This window comes from Myxococcus sp. CA051A, assembly GCF_013336705.1.
Lineage (GTDB): Bacteria > Myxococcota > Myxococcia > Myxococcales > Myxococcaceae > Myxococcus > Myxococcus llanfairpwllgwyngyllgogerychwyrndrobwllllantysiliogogogochensis.
The window spans coordinates 1-22443 of sequence record NZ_JABUMS010000010.1 but is presented as its reverse complement, the minus strand read 5'-3'; the positions used below and the strand labels follow the sequence as shown (position 1 = coordinate 22443).

At 69.3% G+C, this 22443-nt stretch carries 18 protein-coding genes; 11 read left to right on the top strand and 7 right to left on the bottom strand.

What is annotated here, in order from left to right; all coding sequences use genetic code 11:
* Positions 1 to 10: 10 nt before the first annotated feature.
* The 7 genes from HUA74_RS27135 to HUA74_RS27105 all read left to right on the top strand — a co-directional run bounded on the left by HUA74_RS27135 (position 11) and on the right by HUA74_RS27105 (position 7100).
* Entirely contained in the window at positions 11 to 253 is a 243-nt protein-coding gene (locus HUA74_RS27135) for a hypothetical protein (protein WP_141649318.1), read from the top strand.
* Between the two features lie 114 nt (positions 254 to 367).
* Positions 368 to 820 (top strand): biopolymer transporter ExbD, encoded by a 453-nt coding sequence (locus tag HUA74_RS27130; RefSeq protein ID WP_174456884.1) that lies wholly within the window; start codon positions 368 to 370, stop codon positions 818 to 820.
* A 125-nt stretch (positions 821 to 945) separates the two neighbouring features.
* Positions 946 to 1650, top strand: a complete 705-nt coding sequence (locus HUA74_RS27125; protein WP_254625275.1) for a phosphatase PAP2 family protein — start codon at positions 946 to 948, stop codon at positions 1648 to 1650.
* Between the two features lie 47 nt (positions 1651 to 1697).
* Complete coding sequence (locus HUA74_RS27120; RefSeq protein WP_174456882.1) at positions 1698 to 2126, top strand: hypothetical protein; 429 nt, start codon at positions 1698 to 1700, stop codon at positions 2124 to 2126.
* A gap of 204 nt (positions 2127 to 2330) precedes the next feature.
* On the top strand, positions 2331 to 4079 hold the full coding sequence (locus tag HUA74_RS27115) for a histone deacetylase (RefSeq protein ID WP_141649322.1): 1749 nt from the start codon (positions 2331 to 2333) through the stop codon (positions 4077 to 4079).
* 54 nt (positions 4080 to 4133) lie between these two features.
* Positions 4134 to 4793: an acyltransferase gene (locus HUA74_RS27110; protein WP_174456881.1), complete on the top strand. Its 660-nt coding sequence runs from the start codon at positions 4134 to 4136 to the stop codon at positions 4791 to 4793.
* A gap of 270 nt (positions 4794 to 5063) precedes the next feature.
* Positions 5064 to 7100: an ATP-binding protein gene (locus HUA74_RS27105; protein ID WP_217443578.1), complete on the top strand. Its 2037-nt coding sequence runs from the start codon at positions 5064 to 5066 to the stop codon at positions 7098 to 7100.
* A 71-nt stretch (positions 7101 to 7171) separates the two neighbouring features.
* Here the strand turns inward: HUA74_RS27105 and HUA74_RS27100 are convergent, their stop codons facing one another.
* Both HUA74_RS27100 and HUA74_RS27095 read right to left on the bottom strand, forming a co-directional pair.
* Entirely contained in the window at positions 7172 to 8326 is a 1155-nt protein-coding gene (locus HUA74_RS27100; RefSeq protein WP_174456879.1) for a hypothetical protein, read from the bottom strand.
* A gap of 131 nt (positions 8327 to 8457) precedes the next feature.
* Positions 8458 to 10434 carry a HEAT repeat domain-containing protein gene (locus tag HUA74_RS27095; RefSeq protein WP_174456878.1) on the bottom strand — a complete coding sequence of 659 codons (1977 nt, stop codon included), beginning with the start codon at positions 10432 to 10434 and terminating at the stop codon, positions 8458 to 8460.
* Between the two features lie 586 nt (positions 10435 to 11020).
* Between HUA74_RS27095 and HUA74_RS27090 the strand changes: the two genes are divergently transcribed.
* The 3 genes from HUA74_RS27090 to HUA74_RS27080 all read left to right on the top strand — a co-directional run bounded on the left by HUA74_RS27090 (position 11021) and on the right by HUA74_RS27080 (position 13365).
* Entirely contained in the window at positions 11021 to 12181 is a 1161-nt protein-coding gene (locus tag HUA74_RS27090; protein WP_174456877.1) for a VCBS repeat-containing protein, read from the top strand.
* A 69-nt stretch (positions 12182 to 12250) separates the two neighbouring features.
* The gene (locus HUA74_RS27085; protein WP_174456876.1) at positions 12251 to 12682 is read left to right on the top strand and encodes a hypothetical protein; all 432 of its coding nucleotides are present in this window, start codon (positions 12251 to 12253) and stop codon (positions 12680 to 12682) included.
* Positions 12679 to 13365, top strand: coding sequence for a hypothetical protein (locus HUA74_RS27080; RefSeq protein ID WP_174456875.1), 687 nt, complete (start codon positions 12679 to 12681; stop codon positions 13363 to 13365). Before HUA74_RS27085 ends, HUA74_RS27080 begins: the two co-directional genes overlap by 4 nt.
* Positions 13366 to 13430: 65 nt before the next feature.
* Here HUA74_RS27080 and HUA74_RS27075 read toward each other — a convergent pair whose 3' ends face one another.
* From HUA74_RS27075 to HUA74_RS27055, 5 genes are all read right to left on the bottom strand, one after another.
* A complete protein-coding gene (locus tag HUA74_RS27075) occupies positions 13431 to 14267 on the bottom strand; it encodes a Hint domain-containing protein (RefSeq protein WP_174456874.1) in 837 nt (278 codons plus the stop codon).
* Between the two features lie 45 nt (positions 14268 to 14312).
* Entirely contained in the window at positions 14313 to 15884 is a 1572-nt protein-coding gene (locus tag HUA74_RS27070) for a M4 family metallopeptidase (protein ID WP_371817312.1), read from the bottom strand.
* A gap of 165 nt (positions 15885 to 16049) precedes the next feature.
* Positions 16050 to 16862, bottom strand: a complete 813-nt coding sequence (locus HUA74_RS27065) for a hypothetical protein (protein ID WP_174456873.1) — start codon at positions 16860 to 16862, stop codon at positions 16050 to 16052.
* Between the two features lie 46 nt (positions 16863 to 16908).
* Positions 16909 to 18621 carry a M1 family aminopeptidase gene (locus HUA74_RS46895; protein ID WP_174456872.1) on the bottom strand — a complete coding sequence of 571 codons (1713 nt, stop codon included), beginning with the start codon at positions 18619 to 18621 and terminating at the stop codon, positions 16909 to 16911.
* 120 nt (positions 18622 to 18741) lie between these two features.
* Positions 18742 to 19578, bottom strand: coding sequence for a Hint domain-containing protein (locus HUA74_RS27055; protein WP_141643440.1), 837 nt, complete (start codon positions 19576 to 19578; stop codon positions 18742 to 18744).
* 476 nt (positions 19579 to 20054) lie between these two features.
* Between HUA74_RS27055 and HUA74_RS27050 the strand changes: the two genes are divergently transcribed.
* Positions 20055 to 22088 carry a neutral/alkaline ceramidase gene (locus HUA74_RS27050; RefSeq protein ID WP_174456871.1) on the top strand — a complete coding sequence of 678 codons (2034 nt, stop codon included), beginning with the start codon at positions 20055 to 20057 and terminating at the stop codon, positions 22086 to 22088.
* Positions 22089 to 22443 lie beyond the last annotated feature (355 nt).

The following is a 22443-nucleotide window of genomic DNA, read 5'->3' as shown; positions in this document are numbered from 1 at the left end:
GGAGGCCGTCATGACCACCGACATCATCCGCGAGCGCCGCTTCAACTCCCTGATTGCCGGGGTGTTGTCGTTCTTCATCCCGGGCCTGGGCCAGCTCTACAAGGGCCAGTTGTTCCGGGCCATCCTGTGGTTCTGCTTCGTCGGCGCGGGGTACTGGTTCTTCATCTTTCCGGGCCTCGTGCTGCACTTCTTCTGCGTGTTCGGCGCGGCCCTGGGCAGCGCGGGGCAGGACCGGCTCCGGCTGGGCAGGTAGAAGTTCTCCCATGTCGTGACGGAACGATGACCCGACGCGGGACGTCCGCCCGCCAACGGGTCTTCGTGCCCGTGTACCCATGAGGCTGTCCCTTCCTGCAAGGAGCAGTCGCGCATGGGCATGTCCATCGGTGGTGGCCGGGGTGGAGTGAAGAGTGACATCAACGTCACGCCCCTCGTCGACGTGGTGCTCGTCCTCCTCATCATCTTCATGGTGGTGACGCCCATGATGACGCGAGGCAAGGACGTGGTGCTTCCGCAGGCGGAGCACATCGAGAAAGAGGACGGGCCCGACCCGTTGGTCCTCTCGGTGACGCCGGACCGGAAGCTGTTCGTGGAGTCCGACGCCTATCCGGACGAGCGTGTCTTCCAGGAGAAGCTCAAGGCTGTGCTGCGGCAGGAACCTGGGCGGCGCCTGCTGCTCAAGGCGGACCAGTCGCTCACGTATGGGGACGTGAAGAAGGTGATGCAACTGGCGAAGGGCTCCGGAGCGGAGCGGGTGTCGCTCGCGGTGGTGAAGCCCGAGGGAGAGGCGAGTTCCGGTATGCCGTTTCCGTTGGAGCCCTGATGCGTGTCCGTGGGTTCCGGTGATGGGGCCGGAGCCCACGAGACGACAGTCCGTAAGTCACGCGGGCCTCCGTGCGTGAGCCCAGGCATAGTGCCACGGATATGTGGCGTGGCTTGTGGGCGAGGATGTCCCAGCAGAACGTGGCGGTGACGCGGCTCTTCGGGATGCTGCTGTTGCTGGGCGTGTGCTGCCTCGGGTTCATCGCGTTGTCGGACGAGGTGTCGGAGGGGGAGACGCAGGACTTCGACGAGCGGGTGTTGCGTGCGCTGCGAAGTCCGGAGGACCCGCTGGTGCCGAGGGGGCCGTGGTGGTTGCGGCTCACGGCGGAGGACGTGACGTCACTGGGGGGCGCGCCGGTGTTGTTCCTGGTGACGCTGGCGGTGTGCGGCTTCCTGGTGTTGGTGCGGCGCTATCGGACGTTGCTGCTGGTGCTCGTGGCGACGGTGGGTGGGACGCTGCTGAACGGGGCGCTGAAGCAGTTCTTCTCCCGGCCGCGACCCTCGGTGGTGCCGCACCTGAAGCAGGTGATGACCACGAGCTTCCCGAGCGGACACACGATGTTGTCGGCCATCGTGTACCTCACGCTGGGAGCGCTGCTGGCGCAGCTCGCGGAGAGCAGGCGCGTGAAGGCATACATCCTCATGGTGGCGCTGCTGCTCCCGCTGCTGGTGGGGCTGACACGGGTGTACTTGGGGGTGCACTACCCCACGGACGTGCTGGGCGGCTGGGTGGCGGGGCTCGCGTGGGCGCTGCTGACGGCGCTCGTGGCGCGCGGACTGCGCCGCCGCAGCCCGGCCTTGCGTGAAGAGACGCGGCGCGAGGTGGAATGACAGGTAATTGAGTCCTCGAAGGGCGCAGATGTTGTAGTGGTGGACGCATGGGTCGCATGTCGCTGGTATCGCTCGGGCTGATTCTGTTGTCGGGGTGCGCGCTGTTTCGCTCAAGCCCTCGACCCGCGAAGGTCACGCCTGAGGAAGCAGCGCACTACAAGTTCCCCGTCGTCCTGCCCACGGAAGGGCAACACGTGCTCCCTGGTCCCATCGCGGCGGCCATTGCCTTCGCCATGGAGGACTTTCTTCCCCTGGGAACCAAGCCTCCGCGAGACGCGACCCCCACCGAGCTTTGCGCCTTGCGCCGTGAGTCCTACGACGTGACCGCTGTTCCTGGTCCTGAGAAGATCGTCTTCGTCAGCTTCGCGGTTCGCGCGGATGCGTGTCGCGACCTTCAAGGACCCAGCCTCTCGGACACGCCCATCGTCTACGCCGTGGATGTCGGCCGGTGGCTCATCCTCTCCGTGCAGAAGTAGGCCAACGACTCGTCCAGCGGGGCTGCTCGGCCTCCAGGAGACCGAGAGGGCGTCGGTCCCAGCGTCGGGCATGAACGCGCCCCACCCTGTGCCTCACGAAAAAGCCCCCACGAGGCGCCCTCTGGGCGAAAGTCACGGCCCCGTGCGCTGTCTCTCCCGTCCCTCCCCACCGCGACCGTTCCCCTCTTCCGCGAGGTTCGCGGCATGAGCGTCTGGAGTTGGCTGGGTCGGTGGTTCCCCTCGCTGCGCAGCGAGCACGTCCCCATCTTCTACGAAGAGGACTACCGACTCCCCCTCACCGGCATCGAGTCCACCGTCGGCGTCGAACCCCGCGGCGTCGACTTCACCACCTGGTACCTGCTGGAGAAGCACGTCGTCCGCCCCTCGGACGTCTACCGGCCCAGGCCCGTGAGCTACGCGGAGATGTCCCGCGTCCACGACGCGACCTACCTGGAGTCACTCAGCCTCCCGGAGACCCTGGCTCGCATCTACGCCGTGGACCCGTCCGAAGTGCCCGTGGACACCCTCCTGTCCAACGTGCGTCTCGTCTGTGGCGGCACCCTCGGCGCCGCGCGCCTCGCCTTCGGCCGCCGTGGCCCCGTGGTGAACATGTCCGGCGGCTTCCACCACGCCGCCCCCAGTCGCGGCGGCGGCTTCTGCGCCGTCAACGACATCGCCATCGCGCTCGCCTCCCTCAACGCGGATGGCTACGAAGGGCAGACTGTCGTCCTCGACCTCGACGCCCACCCTCCCGACGGCACGGCGGAATGTCTGGCCGGACATCCGAAGGTCTGGATTGGCTCGCTGTCCGGCAGCGACTGGGGCTCGCTGCCCGAAGGCGTCGACGAGACGCGCGTGCCCGAGGGCATCACCGACGACGGCTACCTCGCGCTGCTCGAGGCCACGCTGTCGCGCATGCCCAAGCCCGACCTCGCCTTCGTCATCGCCGGCTGCGACGTGCTCGCGGGTGATCGCTTCGGACGCGTGGGCCTCACCGTGCAAGGCGCGCGACGACGAGACCAGCTCCTGGCGCGCACGCTGCGCGGTGTGCCCAGCGTGTGGCTCCCCGGCGGCGGCTACCATGCCGAGTCCTGGAAGGTCTTCGCTGGCACCGTGCTCGTGCTGTCCGGCATGGGCGGCCGCCGCATCAAGGCGCGCTATGACCCGCTGAGCGCCCGCTATCAGCGCATCTCCCGGTTGCTCTCGCAGGAAGGCGAGCCGCTCGATGAGCCGCTCACGCTGGAGGACCTGGAGGGCTCGCTCGGCCTGGGCGGCACGTTGCAGCCCCGCGTGCTCGGCTACTACACCGCGCAGTCACTGGAGTACGCCCTCTTCCGCTATGGCCTGCTGTGGCAGGTGGAGCGCCTGGGCTACAGCCGGCCGCGTGTCGAGGTGGGCTCCACCGGCGTCGGAGACCGCATCAAGGTCCTGGGCCGCGCGGGCGGACAGGAGCACCTGCTCGTCGACGCCGTCGTGGAGCGGCGCACCATCGCGGGCGAGCCCTTCTTCTTCGTCAACTGGCTGAGCCTGCGCCATCCCCGCGCGCGCTTCAGCGAGCGTCGCCCCCAGCTCCCAGGCCAGGACGTCCCCGGCCTCGGCCTCGCGCGCGAGGCCACCGAGATGTTCGTGCTGATGGCCAAACGACTCGGCCTCGCCGGCGTGGCCTCACGGCCCATGTGGTACCACCTCGCCGTGGTCGCCCGGGCCCGCTTCCGCTTCGTGGACCCCGCGCGTCAGGGCCGCTTCGAGGCGATGATGAGAGACTTGGCCCACCTGCCCCTGCTCGAAGCCACGCGCGCCGTGGCCGAGGGCCGCGTGTCGCTCAACGGCGAGCCCTACCGCTGGGAGCCGGATGACGTCGTCCTGCGCCTGGAGCCCGTCCCCGTCGACACCGACGTCATCGCCGCCGAGCGCGAGCGCTGCCACTTCACCGTGGAGTCCCGGCACGGTTGAGCCCCCGCCTGCTCGCCCACCCCGAACCCCCGGGGCTCATGGTAGGCAGGGGGCGTGGACCTGGACGCGCTCCGCCGTGAGCAGCACAAGCTCCGGCTCTCGTGGATGCCGTGGCTCTATTTCTCCCTCAAGCCGCGCCACCGCGAGTGGGCGGACGCGTGGCAGCGCGAGGTGCAGGAGCGCCTGCGTGAGCTGGAGACCGTCGAAATCGCCGAGGGCTGCTTCATCGCCCCGGAGGCGCGCATCTTCGCCGAGCCCGGCCGCGCGGTCGTCATCGGCCCCGGGTGCAGCATCGCCGCGGATGCCTTCGTCCACGGCCCCGTCGTCCTCGGGCCCCGGGTGAGCCTCAACGCCCGCGTGAGCCTGGACGGCGGCGCCGGCGGCATCCGCATCGGCGAGGGCACCCGCATCGCCACCGGCGCCACCCTCTATGCCTTCGACCACGGCCTCGCCCCGGACCGCCCCGTGCGAGACCAGCCCGTCACCTCCCAGGGCATCACCCTGGGCGCGGATGTGTGGATAGGTGCCAACGCGGGCGTGACGGATGGCGTCACGGTGGGGGACCACGCCGTGGTGGCCATGGGCGCCGTCGTCACTCGCGACGTGCCTGCCTGGGCCGTCGTCGGTGGGGTGCCCGCCCGTGTGCTCGGGGACCGTCGCCAGCGCCACCGCTCGGGGGCTCCGGGCGGGTGGGAACCGGGCGACCAGGAGTGAACCTTCTCCGCCTTCATTGACTTCCCGACATTCGCCGGCTCTATGCTGGAGAAGACGTCGCCACCGGGAGGGGCACAGGGTGTTGGACAGGCTTCTGGCAGCCATGTGCGCTGCCTGGACGCTGGACCCCCGCCGAGGGCGCAGGAGGCCGAAGTGGCAGACGAGCGGCGGGACGTGGGGCGTGTCGAGGCCCCGGTACCGGTTCCCGAGGCGAGCGCGGGTGGCCATTCCTCCCGAGCACCCTCGTCATCCCCAGACAGCGGGGCCGCGATGGCGCGGCGTCTCCAGGTGCTGGAGGGGCTGCTCAGCGAGGTGGTGTTCCAGCTCGACGCCCACGGCCGCGTCGCCTACCTGGGGCCCGGTTGGGAGAAGCTGACCGGGACGCTCGGCGCGGTGTTCCAGGGCCATCCGCTGCTGGAGGCCGTACACCCCCCGGACCGCGAGGCGGCGAGGACCCTGCTGGAGGCGGTGGCCACGCAGCGGTTGCCCGACGCGCGCCAGGAGCTGCGCCTGTCCGTGGGCGATGAGGCGCGGTGGGTGGTGCTGGCCGCCCGGAGCGTGCCGGGCCTGCCTGGCGAGGTGGTGGGCACGCTGCTGGACATCGACTCCCGCCGTCGGGCCGAGGAGGCCGTCGCCACGCGCGAGCGCTACCTGGAGACGATGGTGGAGGTGCAGCGGCGGATGATGCCGCACCAGCTCCCCGTGGACCTGTACGCCTCCGTGGTGGAGCCGCTGGGCCGCGTGTCCGCCGCCAGCCGCGTCTACGTCTTCGAGATGCACCGCAGCGCGGAAGGCGCGCCGCTCGCCTCGCAGCGCGCGGAGTGGTGCGAGCCGGGGATTCCTCCCAACCTGGAGGACCCGAACATGCACGGCCTGCCGCTCCTGGAGGCGCTGCTGCCCGAGCAGGCCTCCGCGCTGATTCGCGGCGAGCCGGTGCAGGGCCTGCCCTGGAGCTTCACGCCCGTGCTGAGGCCGATGCTGGAGGCGCAGGGCGTGCGCTCGGTGCTGCTCCTGCCGCTGCACGTGCATGGGCAGCTCTTCGGTGTCATCGGCTTCGACAACTGTCGCGAGGCGCGGCCCTGGGGGCCCATCGAGGTCAACCTCCTGTCGGGCGCCGCGGGCACGCTGTCGCTCGCGCTGGAGCAGCGCACGGACAAGGCGCTGCGCGTGCGCACGGAGACGACGCTGCGGCGCACCGAGGCCGGCGTCCACCTGCTCATCGAAGCCTTCCCGGACCCCGTCATGGTGCACGTGGGGGACGGCGTGCTGCTGTCGGTGAACCCGGCGCTGGTGCAGTACCTGGGTTACCGGGACGCGTCGGAGCTGGTGGGCCGGCACGTATTGGAGCTGGTGCGCGAGGAGGACCGGAGCGCGGCGCAGCTCTACCTGGGCCAGGCGCTGGAGGGAAAACGGGCGGCGCGCGCGGTGGAGGTGCCGCTGGTGCGCCGCGACGGCGAGACGGTGGTGGCGGACCTGGTGACGCTGGCCGTCGTCTTCGACGGGGCTCCCGCCTGGGTGACGATGGCGCGCGACTTCACGGAGCGGAAGCGCTCCCAGGCGCAGCTCATCCTCGCCGACCGCATGGCCTCCATGGGCCTGCTCGCCGCCGGCATCGCGCACGAGCTGAACAACCCGCTGGCCTACGTGCTCTCCAACCTGGACTTCCTGCACGCCACGGTGGGCCCGCGCGCGCGTCCGCTGACGCCCGATGACCTGGTGGAGTGCCGCCAGGTGCTGGACGACGCACGCGAGGGCGCCGAGCGGATGCGGCAGATTGTCCGCCAGCTGCGCGTCTTCTCCCGCGTGGAGGACAACCGCGAGGAGCCGGTGGACGTGCACCGGGTGCTCGACTCGGTGGCGCAGATGGCGGCCAGCGAGGTGCGTCCCCGGGCGCGGCTGGTGAAGAGCTACGGCGTGGTGCCTCCGGTGCGTGGCAACGAGGGCAAGCTGTTCCAGGTGTTCCTCAACCTGGTCATCAACGCCGCGCACGCGATTGAAGAAGGCCAGTCGGAGACGAACGAGATTCGCATCACCACGCGGCCGGAAGACGGCGACCGTGTCCTGGTGGAGGTGCGCGACACGGGGGGCGGCATCCCTCCGGAGCACCTGCGCCGCATCTTCGACCCGTTCTTCACCACCAAGTCCGCGGGCCTGGGCACGGGCCTGGGCCTGTCCATCTGCGACACCATCGTCACCGCGCTGGGCGGCCACATCTCCGTGGAGTCGTCCGTGGGCGTGGGCACCACCTTCCGCGTGGCCCTGCACGCCTCGTCCCCGCTGGACACCGTCGCCCGTCACGGCCTGTGAGCCCGGGCGGCGACTGACTCCACCTCGCGCGCGTGACTGGCCCGCGAGGTGGAGCGTCTTCTTTCAGCGCGTCAGCTACAGATGCCCAGGGGCTGTGAGCCCTCGACTCCCAGCAGCGTCCGTTTGTGGGTGATGCCGGCCCACTGGGCAATCGTCACCCACCAGGTCTTCTTGAAGAAGAGGATGCGGACGCGGGCGAAGGCCTTCAGGGTCCCCGAGAGCGTGTTCAGGTCCAGGTCCGTCTTCAGCTTCCAGTCGAGCGTGCAGACGGGCCAGAACACCTCGCCCGAGGCGGGCAGGGTGGCGTTGATGAGCGCCAGGCTGCCCTCCACGCCGAAGGCGACGATGATGACGTCCACCGACGCGGACGCGGCGACGTTGGACCAGCCGCCCGGTATCGCCGACAGCCGCGCCACCGTGGGGCCGATGAGCCCCTGCACCGCCAGCTTCACGCCGCCGGAGAGCGACGCCTTCACGGTGATGGGCACCGGCCCCACCATGAACGTCTTGGAGGCGGAGAAGAACGTCCGGCTCCAGTTGATGGGAGGCGGGGAGTACGTGGCGTAGAGGCTGGTGGACCAGACCTCCTGGCCCAGCACGTAGAGCGCCGCCGTGCCGCTGTTGTCGCCGCCGTTCTGCCCCACCACCTGGGCGCGCCCGCGCACCACGTCGTGCTCCGAGGAGAACACTGCGGCGAAGAGCCTGCCGTCCGCCACCGCCACGACTTTCTTGTCCGCGTTGATGGTCGCCGTCTCGGCCGTGAGCAGCGCGTTGAGGTGGTAGCCCGCGCCGAAGAGGCTGTTGCCGAACTTCTCCGTGCGCACATAGGACTTGTTGAACGTCTGCGACGGGTTGGTCCACGGCATGATTTCCGTCGGAGGAGGGACCTGGTGCTGGAACGCCTCCGGGATGACCGCCTGCTGGACGTCGATGTTGTGCGTGAAATCCGACGCGTCGTACTGGAGCTGGCCTCCCGTCCGGTTCGTCTCGTCCTGGAGGATGGCGTACTCCTGGGTCGTCGTGTAGCTGGCACCCGGGACGAACGGCGCGACCTGCGACTCCCACGCCACCTTGTTGTTGAGCGTGTAGCCCGGGGCGTAGACGGCGAAGGGATACTTCGAGGGCTGGACGACGTAGGGGTTCGGGTCGACGTAGCTCTGCGCTGCGCCGAGTCCTGGAACCACGGCCAGCATCATCGCGACGAAGCGCGACAGTGCCCTGTTCATGTGGGCCTCCGGGGGATGGGTGGAAGGCCGATTATTTACTCCGGGTGAAGTCGTTGGATGTGATTGGTTCGTGAAAACACGGTGCGAGCCGGGTCGGTATGTCTGACTTTCCACGGTCCGTCGCGTCAACTTCAGGGCGCTGACTGAGAGGGAACAGGTGTGGTGGGGGTTTCCACGTACGTGGTGGCCATGCGACGGATGTCGGGATTGCGCTCATGCTGGCTTGCCCAGCGCAGCAGGGCCAGGGCGCCGGGTGTGTTGCCCCGGTGCTGGCCCAGAAGCTGGATGATATCGGAGCGCACGCCGTCGGACACGTCCTCGCGCAGCGCCTGTCCCAGCACGGGCAGCAGCAGGGGCTCCAGGGGACGGAAGCCGCAGGCGAAGACCGCGCCCCGGCGAACCTCCGAGACAGGGTCGTTCACCAGACGCTCCAGCAGCAGGCGGTCCGCCTCCGGGCCGGGAATCCCCCGCAGCGCCACCATGGCCGCCTCGCGGACCTTCACGGAGTCGGAGCGCAGCGCGTCCGCGATGGACTCGAGCGCGCCCGGAGCCCGCGTGTTGCCCAGCGAGCGCAGCAACAGGGCCCGCTGCTCCGCGTTCGTCGCGGCGCGGTAGTCGTTCTTCAACTCCTGCACCAGCGCCTCCGAGCCGCGCGCGTCGGTGTCGTTCAGCTGGAGCGCGGAGTTGCCCAGGGCCAGCGTCGCCGTGCCCCGCAGCCTCGGGTCCTCGCTCCGCGACAACTGGCGCAGCGTGTCCACGCCTTCGCGGATGGGGTTGTCCGCCATGCCCAGCGCGGAGACCGCGTCCATGCGCACGTCCGTCGTCAGCGCGGCGTCGACGGTGGCCGACGCCAGGGCGCGCAGGGACTCGGGCGTGCTCGCCGCGGAGAGCGCGCCCAGCATGGCGCTCGCGGCCAATGGGGACAGGTCCTTCGAGCGCAGCAGCGCGGGGATTCGCGCGGCCTCCTCGGGGTGGAGCAGCAGCAGGGCGCGCAGTTGCTCCAGGGCCCGCGTCCGTGCGTCGTCGCGGGCCTTCTCGTCGGTGGGCAGCGCGAGCAGGTCCGCGAGGATGTCCTCGAAGCGACGCGAGCCGAGCACCTGTCGATGATGGGCGAGCGGGTCCGTCGCCTGCCCCTGGAAGGTGGCCAGCGCGGCGGTGTTCAAGAAGCCCGCTCGCGCGGCGAAGGCGTCGCGCAATGAGGGCTCCTGCCGACGCTCCATCAGGCGCAACGTCAGCTCCGTCGCGTTCGTCACCGTGGGCAGTCCCTCGCCCGGCTCCACCGTGAGCTGCTCGCGCGTCTGGAGGCTCTGGAGCCACGCGCCCTCGCCCAGCTCGAACGTGGAGCCGCCGCTGACGCTCATGCGCAGCTCCGTGCCTGGCGGCTGGAGTCCCTGCGGCGTGGCCACGAAGGTATAGGCCCGCTTGCGCTTGTCGAAGCGGCTCGTCCCCTGGCGCTGGTACTCCGCGACGTACTGGCCGGAGGTGTCCTGCTCCTCGGTTCGCCACGTCGTCCCGGGGACGCCGTTCACCACGAACTGGGAGGACGCCAACACCGAGCGCAGCAGCCCGCGCGCCAGCTCGTCCACGCCCTGCTCGAAGTGTGTCAGCGACACCGCGCCCGTCCTGTCCAGCGTCGCGAAGAAGGGCAGCGACAGCGCCGCCACCATCGCCTGCCGTGTCTCGGGCGACAGCGCCCCTTGCCCTTCCACCTCCAGCCCGAAGCTCGCCGGTCTCAGGTGGAGGCGGACGAGGACGGTGTCTGCCTCGGCGGAGACGATGCCCACGTCCCACTCACCCTGGAGGGCGAAGCGCATGCCCTGCGCCGTGGCCACGGCCGGGGTCTTCTGTTGGCCAAAGGACACTGTCAGCCCCAGGCTCAACGCGTGACGGTGGAGCGTGCCCGGCACCCAGGCGCGTCTTCCGGCCTCGTCGCGCGCGTCCGGGACGGTCTCGGCGGGTGGTGGGCTCGTGGAAGCCCGCACCATCGGCGCCGCGTTTCCCACCGGGGCGGAAGATGCTTCCCCCGCTTGCTTCCACCACACGGCTCCCAGCCCCAACAGGAGCAGGAACGCAGCCAACCCGACAACGTGCAGCCGCTTGCGGCGCATGGAGTCTCCCGAGGACGCTTCCTTGACAGGGGTGTGTGTCCCAAACCACGCTTGTCATTGAATGACTGGGAACGCCAGCGTTCCGAGAATATAGCGAAACCCCTTATCGTGGGGCTGACATGCTGAATCGACTCCGCTTTCGTCATCTCATACCCGGAGTGTGCGAGGCTCGACGTGCTTCGCATCCGGGGCCGTGGCGCTGGCTGGTGGGGTTCTCGCTGGCGTTGCTCGCGGCCTGTGGCGCTAGGGAAGACCTCCCGCCGCCTGGCGCGCTCGGCACGCAAGGCCAGGCCGTCCGCACGTGCCCTGTCGCCCAGGTCTCCTCGCTGTCCGACTCCTGCATGGGCTCCTGCCATCTGGGGTGCGGGGACGGCTTCTGTCAGGCGGGCGCGGAGACGGAGGCCACCTGTCCGGGCGACTGCTGGTGCGGTGACGGAATCTGCACCGCGGAGACGGTGAACACCTGCCCCGTGGACTGTGGGTGTCCCGGTGGGCTCACCGCGGCCTGTCCATCGTCGGACCCTTCATGTTCCCGCGCCCTTGGGGACCCCTTCGCGGTTCCCCTCCTCCAGCCCTAGGACGCACCATGTTCCGCTTTCACCACCTCCTGCTGGGTTGCTGCGCGGGGCTGGCGTGTACGTCCTCCACCATCTCCCCGAGAGTCCTCGCGGAAGCCCAATGGCTCGGCTTCCCGGAGGCCCGCGTGACGCTGTCGGCGGGAGGCTCCAAGGCGAGAGGGCTGCACGTCGCGGACGTGGACGGCGACGGCGTGAAGGACCTGGTCCTCGTGGCCTCGCAGGAGGAGCAGGTCTGCATCCACCAGGGTGTGGGGAGGGGAGGCTTCGCGGCGCCCCGGTGCCTCGCCGCGGGGACCACGCCCATGGACGTGGCCGTCAGCGACGTGAATGGTGACGGCCGCCAGGACCTGCTCATCGTCGGCCACTTCTCCAACGCCCTCACGGTGCGCCTGGGCACAGCGGATGGCGCGTTCCTGGCGGGAATCCCCTACTCGCTGGGCAATCACTCGCAGCAGGTGCGGGTGGCGGACCTGGATGGGGACGGGCACCTCGACGCGATAACCAAGAACGCGGGCTCGGCGGGCTTCTGGAACATCACCTCCCTCAAGGGCCGGGGCGACGGCTCCTTCGGTGAGGCCGTGCCGCATTCCGTCACCGGACTGCCCCGGGATTTGGTGGTCGCGGACGTGAACGACGACGCGCTGCCCGACGTCCTGGTGCTCAACACCAACAGCTTCACCGTGGACATCCTGCTCGCCAGGAAGGACGAGAAGCTGACCGCCGTCCCTCCGCTCAAGCTCAGCGGGTCCGCGGACGACGAGCCCTTCCGGCTCGCTCCCGTGGAGGTGAATGGCGACGGCAAGCTGGACCTCGTCATCACCCATGGCCTGTCGGACAGCGGCTACCTCTCCCTGCACCTGGGCGACGGCAAGGGCGGCTTCACCTCCACCCAATCCATCCTCGCCAACGAGCCAGGAGAGGTGGTGGTCGCGGACTTCAACCAGGACGGGCGCAGCGACATCGCCCACGCCGGGATGTCCGGGGGCGTCTACCTGCTGCTCGGAGCGGCGGACGGACAGCTGGGGGCTCCGATGCGCGTGGCGTCCAGTGTGACGCCCACGTCCCTGGTCGCCGAGGACCTGGACGCGGATGGCTTCCCCGACCTGGCGTGGACGACGCCGGACTCCGTGGAGGTCCTCCTGGGCTCCACGACTCGTGGTGAGCCCTAGCCGCGCGGCACTCGGGAGCGACGTCGGTTTTTCGCGGCACCTTGAGATGCACCCCTCGTGGAGGTTGGCATGAAGCAGCTCTGGCTCGTCGTTGGTCTGGTCTTTGTCGGCTTCGCGAGCCCCTCCTGGGCGCAGCTCAGCGGCCGGTGCGGCGGGGATGACAACCTCACGCCGCAGCAAGTCCCGGGGCGCAACGCGTGGGCGCGCAAGTGCGGCTACATCTCCGCCGCGAAGGAGGCCATCCTCAACGCGGACAGCGAGTACCAGGTCTTCGCCAACGGCTGTTTCCAGTACCCGTGCTCCACGAACAGCTGTCAGTTCTTCGTGCCCGTCTCCGCGAGCGCGCCCTGTGTGGCGGGGCTCGTCATGCTCGGCTCGTGTGTGGCGGCGAGCACCGTGTCGCTCCCGCGGGACTCCGTGCTGGCGTACCTGGACGACTCCGAGCCCGCGTGGCCCACGTGGCTCCAGCACGCCCCGCGTGACACGGCGGGCCCTACATGAGCGCGGCGGCCCCTGGCCGCTTCGTCCAGCGTCTCTCGGTGGTCGTGGCCTGCCTGACGTGGGTGGCCTGCAATCCCGTGGACCCCGAGGACTCGCGCGAAGCGCTCGGTGAGTCCTCCCAGGCGCTCCCTATCTGCCAGTGCCCGTTGCAGTACCTCCGGCCGGGCGAGGTGGTGGATCCGCTGCAGCCCCAGTGCCCCTATTACGAGTGCGAGAACTCCTGCGGCGACGGGTACTGCGGCCCGCTCGAGGACTCGTGGAGCTGCTCCTGGGACTGCGGCGCGCCCACCGTGTGCGGAAACGGCACGTGTGACTTCGGCGAGAGCGAGGGGACGTGTCCCGCCGACTGCTACTGCGGAGACGGCTGGTGCAATGGCGAGTCGGTCTACTCGTGCCCGGTCGACTGCGGCTGCCCCAATCCCTGCGGCAACGGGACGTGCGGCGCGGGCGAGTCCACGGCCACCTGTCCCGGAGATTGCGGCTCGGCGTGTGGAGACGGCGCCTGCAATGGGACGGAGAGCGTGTACAGCTGCGCCGCGGACTGCGGTTACTGCGGTGACGGCTACTGCGCCGGCTCGGAGACGCGCTACTCGTGCAGCCAGGACTGCGGCTACTCCTACCCGTGCCTCCTGCCCGTCGAGCAGTGCCCCCTTCAGCCGCTCACCCCCGACGCGCCCCGCTGAGGGGAGGCTGGGACTCCGGCGATTCACACAGCCGGAGTCCCAACCCGAGGGCTCAACGCGCGGGCCTACAGGCCGCTGACGTCCACGTCGTCACGCAGGGACAGGCGGTAGTCGTCCTGGGCCCACTCGTTCTGGAAGCGCACGGAGCCGGTGAGGAAGCCCTCCGCGTTCATCACGTTCTCGAGCTTCACCTGGCTCTCCGGCCGGACGTTCCAGACCTGGCCCTTGAAGTTGAAGACGGTGACGCGGCTCAGGTGCAGCTTCACGCCGTCGGCGCCCAGCAGCGTGTCGCCGGCCTGCAGCGTGCGGGCCTTCACCATCGTCCCGTCCTCCAGGACCATCGGGTGCTCCGCCGTCACTTCCAGGCGGCGACCCTCCTGGGTCTCCAGGGTGAAGATGTCCTCCTGCGTGTCGCCCGCGACGAAGCTGCGGATGGTCTGCTCGCCATAACGCAGGAAGCCCGCCTCTGAGTCAGGGCTCAGGGCCGTCACGGTGGTGAGGCCGGACGCGTACGCCTCCGGCACCGGCAGCATCCGCCCACCGAAGGCGACCTTCTGGCTGGGCGTGGTGCAGCCGGCGACGCAGGTGCCCAGCTTGTTCAGGCCGGTGATGCACTCCGCGGACTCGACGGCGGGGACGAAGAACGTACAGGACGAGCCCGCGGGCACGGCCGGGTACGCGAAGCAGCCGTTGGTGAAGACCTGGTACTCGTTCTCCGTGTTCAGGTACGCCTCGCGCGTGGCGGTGATGAGGCCGCACCTGCGGGCCCAGGCGTTGCGGCCCCGCGCGAGGTCAATCGTGGTGAGCTGGTCATCCTGGAAGCAGCGCGTGGACAGCTGCGCCAGGGCGGTGCTCGAAAGACAGACAGAGAAGACTGCGACGGCGATGAAGGCATTCTTCATGGGTTCTCCTTGAGGTGATTGGGAATGGACTGCGCTTGGAGTCGCCTACGGCACGCCCGCGGCGCCCCAGGCGTCGCGCACCGCGTTCACGACGGAGGCGTCGTAGCGGTCCTGGGCGGCCTGGACGGTGTAGGCCTTGGCCTGGGACATCGTCGTGGTGGACGTGTAGTAGTTCGTCGCGGCGAAGTAGAAGGTCTGCGCCGCGCGGTTCATGCCCACGCCCGCCACGTTGATGGGGGTCTTGCCGCGCGGGTGCGTGCCGCCCGTCACGAGCAGCTTGAAGACCAGGTTCTGGATGCCCGAGTTCCAGTGCACACCGCCGTTGTCCGCGGTGCCCGTGTAGCGCTCGGGGTAGTAGTCCTTGGACGAGCCGTCCCGCGTGGGGTTGTCCATGTAGCGGAGCGCATCCCCGCCGATGTTCGGCGTCCAGATGTCCTCGCCAATCTTCCAGACGTCCGCGTCGATGGCGCCGCCGCGAGCCCAGCTCTCGCAGATGGCGGCGGCGATGTCCGACAGGCTCTCGTTGAGCGCGCCGGACTCGTTGCGGTACACGAGCCCCGACTCGTACTGCGTCACGGCGTGGGTGATTTCGTGGGACACCACGTCCAAATCCAGGCCGAGCTGACCGGAGTTCACTCCGTCGCCATCGCCGAACACGATTTGAATGCCGTCCCAGTACGCATTCACGTACGAGGCGCCGTAGTGCACGGTGCTGGTGATGGTGGCGCCCCGGTCATCGAACGAGTCGCGACCGAAAATCGTCTCGTAGCAGGCGTACGTCGTGCCGACGTGGTCGTAGTTCACGTCGACATGGTTGTCGCCCGTGGCCGCGCCGAGCTCGATGCGGCGCAGGGTGCCGGGCGTGGTCCACTGGTTGTTGGCCGAGTGGATTCGACGATTCTGGGCGGAGTGGATGAGCGGCTGCACGTCGAGCACCCGGCCCGACGCCGCGTCCACGTAGACGCGGTCCCTGGCGGGCGAGTCCTCGCGAGTGCCCGCGCGCGTCACCTCCCAGGCGGAGGCCAGCGAGCCCTCGGCGCCCAGGAAGTAGACGAAGCGGGGCTCGCCCTCGACGACGAGCGTGTCGAGCCCCTCCAGCGCCGCGCGCTTCACGTCGTCGATGGGGAACCGCGCGAGCGTCGCGGGCTCACCAGCGCCTCGGGCCGAGCCATTGGCCGCGTACACCAGGCCCGCCGTGTTGACGTGCAGCACCAGCTCGCCCCCCACGACGCGGATGCCCTGGCGCGTCTGGTCATAGCGGATGTGCGTGAAGCCCAGGTCATCCACGCGGCTGGAGCGCACCGTCAGCTCCTCCGCGCGCAGCCCGAACACCGGGGCGATGGCGCGCAGCGCGGGCCCGAGCGCGTCACCGGCCCTGAGCGCCGCGAGCGCGGTGTCCGCCGTGCCCAACCGGCCCCGGATGAAGCTGGGGGTGCCGTCCTTCCCCACGTCGACCACTTCCACGCGGCCCAGCGCGGCGAGGGCGTCCTGCCGAGTCTGCCGAGCTTGCCGGGTGCTGTCCCGCGCCTCGGCCGGGTCCGCCGGGACGTCGCCGCACGCGACGCCCACGACGGCACAGCACGCTCCAATCAATCCCTGTTTCCAAGTCCGAGTCACGACGCGCTCCTGTCTTCTGGTGGGTGTTGCTTCACGGCTCCAGCGCGGGCGCGACCACCCGGCTCCGGATGGGTGGGCGAGCCCTCCTCGCTGGCACTTCGGGACACACGAGGCCCCCTCCGCCCTCGGCGGACAGGGTGCTCCTGGGCCCATCACGGCCGCGGATTAGAGGTGTGCTGTCATCCGCTGGACTTCGTCGGGGCTTGCCCCCGACTCCGCCAGTCCGGCGACGAGCGCCTCGCGCAGCAGGTTCTTGAGCCGGGGGTTCTCCAGCTTCGAGTACGTGTCGACGGCCAGCTGCCGGTCCACCTGCGCGAGCCGGAACAGCAGGTCGTACTTCTCTCCGACGAGCCCCTTCTTCACCGAGTCCGGCAGCGCGCTGTCGATGGGCGACAGCGCCAGCGACGTCATCGCCTCGCGGGCGGTGGGCTCCTGGGGTGCCAGCTCGAAGAGCAGGTCAATCATCGCCATGCGCTCCAGCACCGGCTCGGGCTTGGTCTCCAGGAACTGGGCGCCGGCCGGCAGTTGCTGGAGCGCCGTGGGGTCCGCCAGCTCGTTCCTCAAGCCGATGATGCGCGCGCCGCCTTCCCGCGTGAGCTCCTCGACGAAGACCTCCTTGCGGAAGAACGCGTTGAAGCGTCCGGCCCGGTACTCCCTCGCGGACACCCGCGCGGCCTCTCGCTGCTCCTTCGCCACCCGGGCCTCGTCGGTGGCTGGCGCGGCCTCGGATGGCGTGGGAGCGGGCGCGCCCGGGCGTCGCGGGAGCGCCGCGGTGGGCTGTGGAGAACTCGTGGGCTTGTGCGCCTGGGACGCCGTGTCGGCGGGAGGCGGCGGGGTGGAGGGTGTGTCGGCGCCCTTCAGGGTGACGAGTCCGTAGAGTCCCGTGCCTCCGAGGACGAGCAACGCGAGCCCGGGTCCCATCATCCGCCAGCGTCTGGGAGGCTTTGGCTTGGCGCTCTCGGGGGGATGTCCGTTCATGGGGCCTGCGCTCCTTGTCGATGACGACGCGATTCGATGAGAGGGGTTAGAACAGCCAGCGCGGCGGAGGCGGCTCGTCGGAGACTCCGAGGAACCTGCGGTTGACCACCCGGTTCTCCGGGTCCACCGTCACCTGCAGCACGGGCTCGGGGAAGGGCACCGTCACGTGGAGGGTGTCCGACTCGGGCTCCAGGCCGTAGTTGAGCGTGACGAGCTTGGATTGCGTGGCGCCCTCGAGCAGCACGTCCACGGAGACCGGGTAGTGCGTTCCGGAGACCGAGCGTTGGATGGCGGTGAGGGTGACGTCGCCGTCGTCCTCCTCGGTGCTCACCTCGAAGTAGGGCCAGTCCGGGTCACCCGCGCCGTGGACCCAGGCGTCGAAGTACGGGCCCAGGTTCTTGCCTGATGCCTGCTCCAGCGCGGCGCGCAGGTCGTCGACGCTCCGGTCCCCGGGCTGGGCGAGGAAGCCCTTGATGCCCCGGAGGACGGCGTCCTGGCCGAGCAGCGGCTCCAACTGGAGGAAGAGAATCATGGGCCCGGTGCCGTAGACGTCCGACGCGAGCGAGAGGAAGACGGGCGGCGGGTCGTCTTGCGGCTGCGGGTAGTACGCCGCGGTGCGCGCCAGCCGGTCCCAGTACGCGCGCGTCTGCTCCGCCTCGCCCGAGGGGCGCGCGCGCAGCTCGTACAGGTACGTGAGGTATTCGGCGATGGCTTCCTTCCACACGAAGTCGAAGGGCCGCGACAGCGTGGTGCGATTGCCCGCCCACTGGTGCACGACCTCGTGCATCAGCGTGTGCATCGTCATGTTCGCGTAGTCGCGCCGCAGGTCCGGCAGGTCCTCGCGGAGGATGAGGTTGGCGGGGTGCTCCACGCCCAGCCACTCGGTGGGCGCGCCCGCGACGCGCAGTTCCGTGCCGTAGGGCAGTGGCCCCAACTCACCGATAATCCAGTGCAGGTACGCCTTCACGTCGTTGGCGTTGAGCGAGGCCGCCAGCTTCCCGCCGGGCACCTCGTAGAACACCAGCTTGAACTTGTTGGACACCTCCGTGAACGTGCTGGGGACCCAGGCGGGGTTGGATGCCACGGCGAAGGACGAGTACGTGGGCGCCTTGGTGAGCCCGGTCAGCGTGCACTTCGTCGTGGTGTTGTCCGGACGGGTGCGCTGGCCCGGGCACACCACGCGCTCGTTCTGCGCGTGCTTGATGGTGAAGACATACTGCGCGAGCTGGTCCGTGCGGTCGTCACAGGGGCCGAACCTGTCGCAGCCCTCCACCCAGTTGAGCAGGTAGGAGAACGTGTTGCCCGCCTTGTCCGTGCGGCGGGAGAAGCCGACCTGCGTGAAGTCATACGTCTGGAGGGGCACGGTGAAGCGCGCCTCCAGCTTCACCTGGCCCGCGAAGAGTCCCGGCCCACACACGCGGATGCCGTCCTCGACGGACTCGGACCGCAGCGGGGGGTTCCCATTCCAGTGGACCTCGGTGAGGCCCTGGGGGGCCTTCACCACGAAGCAGTCACCGCCCGGGGGGTAGACGTCCATCAACAGCGTGGACTTCGCCGCGCCCGTCTGCGTCGCGAATTCGTATTCGTAGCGCGTCACCTGGGCGGTGAAGTCGCCCGAGGGCGCCATCGGCGTGAAGGAGTGCGCCCGGGTGTCGAGCGGCGCCTCCTGCTCGGAGGCGTCCTCCGTCGGGCCGCACCCGGTCCCCGTGAGCACCAGGGGACTCCAGGTCAGCGCCACCACCGCGAGACCGCGTGCCACCTTCTTCGCAAACCATCCTGGGATGCTTCGCATGGCGTCCTTGTCGTGAAGTGACGAGCGCGGTGGGACGCGAGAGCCCATGCCCCCTGCGGGCTCTCGCGTCGGTTCAAGCAGGCTGCTTTAGAGGCCGTCGACGCTGGCCTCGTCACGCAGCGACAGGCGGTAGTGGTCGTCCGCCCACTCGTTCTGGAAGCGCACCGAGCCCGTCAACAGGCCCTCCACGTCGAGCACGTTCTCAATCTTCTCGTGGCTGACCGGCTGCACGTTCCAGGTCTTCCCCTCGTATCGGAACACGGTGACGTCGCGCAGTTCCACCTTCTCGCCCGTGGTGCCCAGCAGCAGGTCGCCCTTCTGCAGCGTCTTGGCCTTCACCATTTCACCGGAGGCGGTGACCATGGGGTGCTCGGACGTGACTTCGACGCGGCGGCCGTCCACCGTCTCGAGCGCGAACACGTCCTCCACGGTGTCTCCGGCCACGAAGGCGCGGATGGTCTGCTCTCCCGTCGTCGGAGCGACGAGCGACGCGTCCTGGGTGAGCGCCGTCACCGTGCGCACGCCCGCGGCGTAGGCGTCCGAGATGGGCCAGTACTCACCGCCGAAGGAGACCTTCTCCTTCGCCGTGTAGCAGCCCGTCACGCAGGTGCCGAGCTTGACCAGGTTGGGGATGCAGGGCGCGGCGGTGTCGGCGGGAATGTAGAAGGTGCAGGTGGCGGTGGGCCCCGTCGCGGTGAAGGAGAAACAGCCGCCGGAGAACACCTGGTACTCGCCTTCGGAGTTCAGGAAGTCGCGCTTCGCCGCGGTGATGTAGCCGCAGTTGTAGGCCCAGTTGTTGCGCCCCTGCGACAGCGTGTAGGTGGTGAGTTGATCATCCGTGAAGCAACGCGTGGACAACTGCGCCGACGCCGTCGTGGAAAGCACCGCGCACGCAAGGACAACCAGATACGACAGTCGCTTCATGGCTTGCTCCGGAAGGCTGATGGGAGTGCTTTGTTTTGCGAGGAAACTGGATATACCCGGGTTCACTCTGGGTAAAGTGTAAATCGACATCTAGTGGGAATCCCTGACTGAAATGTTGGGTGCAATTGATTTGCTGTGAACACGGGTAATCCAGACCGTGACGAAGGTGGCACTGGAGGCCCGTTCTGGTTCAAAAATCACAGCGAACTCCGTGGGTTGGGTGGAGGACGTGCCCCGGGTTCGCGGCCCGCGAGGACTGCTCACCGCGTCAGTCATTGGCGGTTTTGAGTGCGTCTGGTGGGGCTCTGTGATGTCCCAGGGAGGACGCACTCCTGGTGTGTTTCGTGCGTGCCTGGGGCCTGGTGGGAGTGTGGGCCTGCTGACGAGCGATGACGGGACGGGTGCGGGGGGCCAGCAGAGTCTTTATGAGGGGCTCCATCCTGGAGCGGCGCGTCCCATGCGCCTTGGAGGAAGGCATGCGCGCACATCTGTTCCGGCTCGTCCTGGCGCTGAGCTTCGTCCTGGGGACGGTGGCCCAGGGGGCTGTCGCTCCGCTGCGCGGTGCGTCCGGGGACACCTGTGCGGGCAACACGCGCTTCCTCATCGGTGCGGGCATGGGGGACATCACCGGCCCCGCCGCCGAGGTGGGGATGATGGGTTACGGACAGCTCTCGCAGCAGACAGCGGGCATCCACCAGCGCCTGCGCTCGCGGGCCTTCGTCATCGTCTCGCCGTGCAACGGGCGGCGTGTGGCCTTCGTGAGCGCGGACCTGGGCATGGTCTTCCAGGCGGTGAAGACGCAGGTGGTGGAGAAGCTGCGCGCCCGCTTCGGCGACGTCTACTCCGACGAGAACGTTCTCATCAGCGCCACGCACACGCACTCGGGGCCGGGCGGCTTCTCGCACCACACCTTCTACAACCTGAGCACCTTCGGCTTCGTGCCGCAGAGCTTCGACGCCATCGTCTCCGGCATCGTCACCTCCATTGCCCGCGCGCACTCCCGGCTGGGAGCGGGCACGCTGCGCCTGGCCACGGGAGAGTTGCTTGGCGCCAGTCGCAATCGCTCGCCGGAGGCCTACCGGTTCAACCCCTCCGCCGAGCGTGCCCGCTACGCCCACGACGTGGACACGCGGATGACGCTGGTGCGCCTGACACGAACGGATGGACGCGACGTGGGGCTCATCAACTGGTTCGCCGTCCATGCCACGTCGATGGGCAACGACAACCACCTCATCAGCGGCGACAACAAGGGCCTTGCCTCCTATCTCTTCGAGAAGGCGCACGACGCGGGTGACACCTTCGTCGCCGCGTTCGCCCAGTCCAACGAAGGGGACGTCACGCCCAACGTGCTCGGCGGGACGAATGGCGGCGGGGCCAACGACTTCGAGGACACGGAGCTGTCCGCGCGGCGCCAGCACGACTTCGCCGCGCACCTGTGGACGCTCGCCACGACGCCGCTCACCGGGGGCGTGGACTCCCGACGCACCTTCGTGAAGATGGACGCGGTGGACGTGGCGCCCGCGTACACGGATGGTCAGCCGCGCCGCACGTGTCCCGCCGCCATCGGTGTGTCGATGCTGGCGGGCGCGGAGGACGGGCCCGGCTATGGGGTGGAGGGAGCGTCGTGCTCCACCCTCCATGACCTCTGGAGTCAGTTCACCTGCGCGCTCACCACCACGCCCTGCCAGGGTGAGAAGCCCATCGTCCTGGAGATGGGCAGCATGCTGCCGCACCCGTGGACGCCCAACGTGCTGCCCCTCCAGCTCGTCACCGTGGGCTCGCTCGCGCTGGTGGCCGTGCCCTTCGAGGTGACGACGATGGCCGGGCGCCGCCTGCGTCAGACGGTGCTGGAGCGGCTGGGGCCCGTCGGCGTCACCGAGGTCGTCATCGCGGGGCTCGCCAACGACTACGCGGGCTATGTGGCCACGCGCGAGGAGTATGCCCGCCAGTCCTATGAAGGCGCGTCCACGCACTTTGGGCCCTGGACGCTCGCCGCGCTCCAGCAGGGCTTCGACGGGCTCGCCGTGGCGCTGCGCGACGGGCAGCCCGTGTCACCCGGCCCCACGCCTCCGGACCTGCGCTACATCCAGGCCAGCCTCCAGCCCGGCGTGGTGTTCGACGACAAGCTGCTCTGGGTGGAGTTCGGTGAGGTGCTCACCGACGCTCGCCCGGCCTACGCGCGCGGCGACACGGTGCGCGTCACGTTCTGGGGTGCGCATCCGAAGAACGACCTGCGCCTGGAGGACTCGTACCTGCGCGTGCAGCGCAAGGGCTCCATCGGCGCCTGGGTGGACGTGGCGGATGACAGTGATTGGGAGACGCGTTACCGGTGGGAGCGGGAGAACTGTCTGCCCACGCTGGGGTGCTCGCACGTCCTCGTGGAGTGGCGCATTCCTCGCGATGCCTCGCCAGGCACCTATCGCATCCTGCATGAAGGCGAATGGAAGTCGGGCTGGGATGGGCGCGTGCGCCCGTACTACGGCGCATCGCGCGCCTTCACCGTGCGGTGAGTGGCTCGGAGGTCGGGCCGTGCTCGTGACGCGAGGCGCGTGCCCGCGCGAGGAAGTCCCGCAGCCGGGGTGAGGGGCAGCAGTTGCACGTCGATGCCCGCTGAGACGTCCCAGGTGCGGGCGTGCGCGGAGTCGACGTGCCGCACCACTTCGCCCTCACAGGCGAACTCCTCTTCCCGCCTCGTCCGCCTGCTCCCCAGCCTGAACGTCAATCACGAACTCTGGTTTAGAGGACCTAACAAAAGTCAGGGCTGGGGTGGCCACCGACGAAGGGCATCCCCAGCTTGAGTGCATGGTCCGCGAACTCGTTCCCGACGCCTTCTGGCAGCGTGTGGCGCCGCTGCTGCCTCCGCCG

Coding starts and splice junctions, on each gene's coding strand:
- HUA74_RS27055 (WP_141643440.1), bottom strand. CDS start 19,578: ATGAAGCGACTGTCGTATCTGGTTGTCCTTGCGTGCGCGGTGCTTTCC.
- HUA74_RS27080 (WP_174456875.1), top strand. CDS start 12,679: ATGAGCGCGGCGGCCCCTGGCCGCTTCGTCCAGCGTCTCTCGGTGGTC.
- HUA74_RS27105 (WP_217443578.1), top strand. CDS start 5,064: ATGGCGCGGCGTCTCCAGGTGCTGGAGGGGCTGCTCAGCGAGGTGGTG.
- HUA74_RS27085 (WP_174456876.1), top strand. CDS start 12,251: ATGAAGCAGCTCTGGCTCGTCGTTGGTCTGGTCTTTGTCGGCTTCGCG.
- HUA74_RS27065 (WP_174456873.1), bottom strand. CDS start 16,862: ATGAACGGACATCCCCCCGAGAGCGCCAAGCCAAAGCCTCCCAGACGC.
- HUA74_RS27130 (WP_174456884.1), top strand. CDS start 368: ATGGGCATGTCCATCGGTGGTGGCCGGGGTGGAGTGAAGAGTGACATC.
- HUA74_RS27050 (WP_174456871.1), top strand. CDS start 20,055: ATGCGCGCACATCTGTTCCGGCTCGTCCTGGCGCTGAGCTTCGTCCTG.
- HUA74_RS27120 (WP_174456882.1), top strand. CDS start 1,698: ATGGGTCGCATGTCGCTGGTATCGCTCGGGCTGATTCTGTTGTCGGGG.
- HUA74_RS27135 (WP_141649318.1), top strand. CDS start 11: ATGACCACCGACATCATCCGCGAGCGCCGCTTCAACTCCCTGATTGCC.
- HUA74_RS27090 (WP_174456877.1), top strand. CDS start 11,021: ATGTTCCGCTTTCACCACCTCCTGCTGGGTTGCTGCGCGGGGCTGGCG.
- HUA74_RS27075 (WP_174456874.1), bottom strand. CDS start 14,267: ATGAAGAATGCCTTCATCGCCGTCGCAGTCTTCTCTGTCTGTCTTTCG.
- HUA74_RS27095 (WP_174456878.1), bottom strand. CDS start 10,434: ATGCGCCGCAAGCGGCTGCACGTTGTCGGGTTGGCTGCGTTCCTGCTC.
- HUA74_RS27100 (WP_174456879.1), bottom strand. CDS start 8,326: ATGAACAGGGCACTGTCGCGCTTCGTCGCGATGATGCTGGCCGTGGTT.
- HUA74_RS27115 (WP_141649322.1), top strand. CDS start 2,331: ATGAGCGTCTGGAGTTGGCTGGGTCGGTGGTTCCCCTCGCTGCGCAGC.
- HUA74_RS27125 (WP_254625275.1), top strand. CDS start 946: ATGTCCCAGCAGAACGTGGCGGTGACGCGGCTCTTCGGGATGCTGCTG.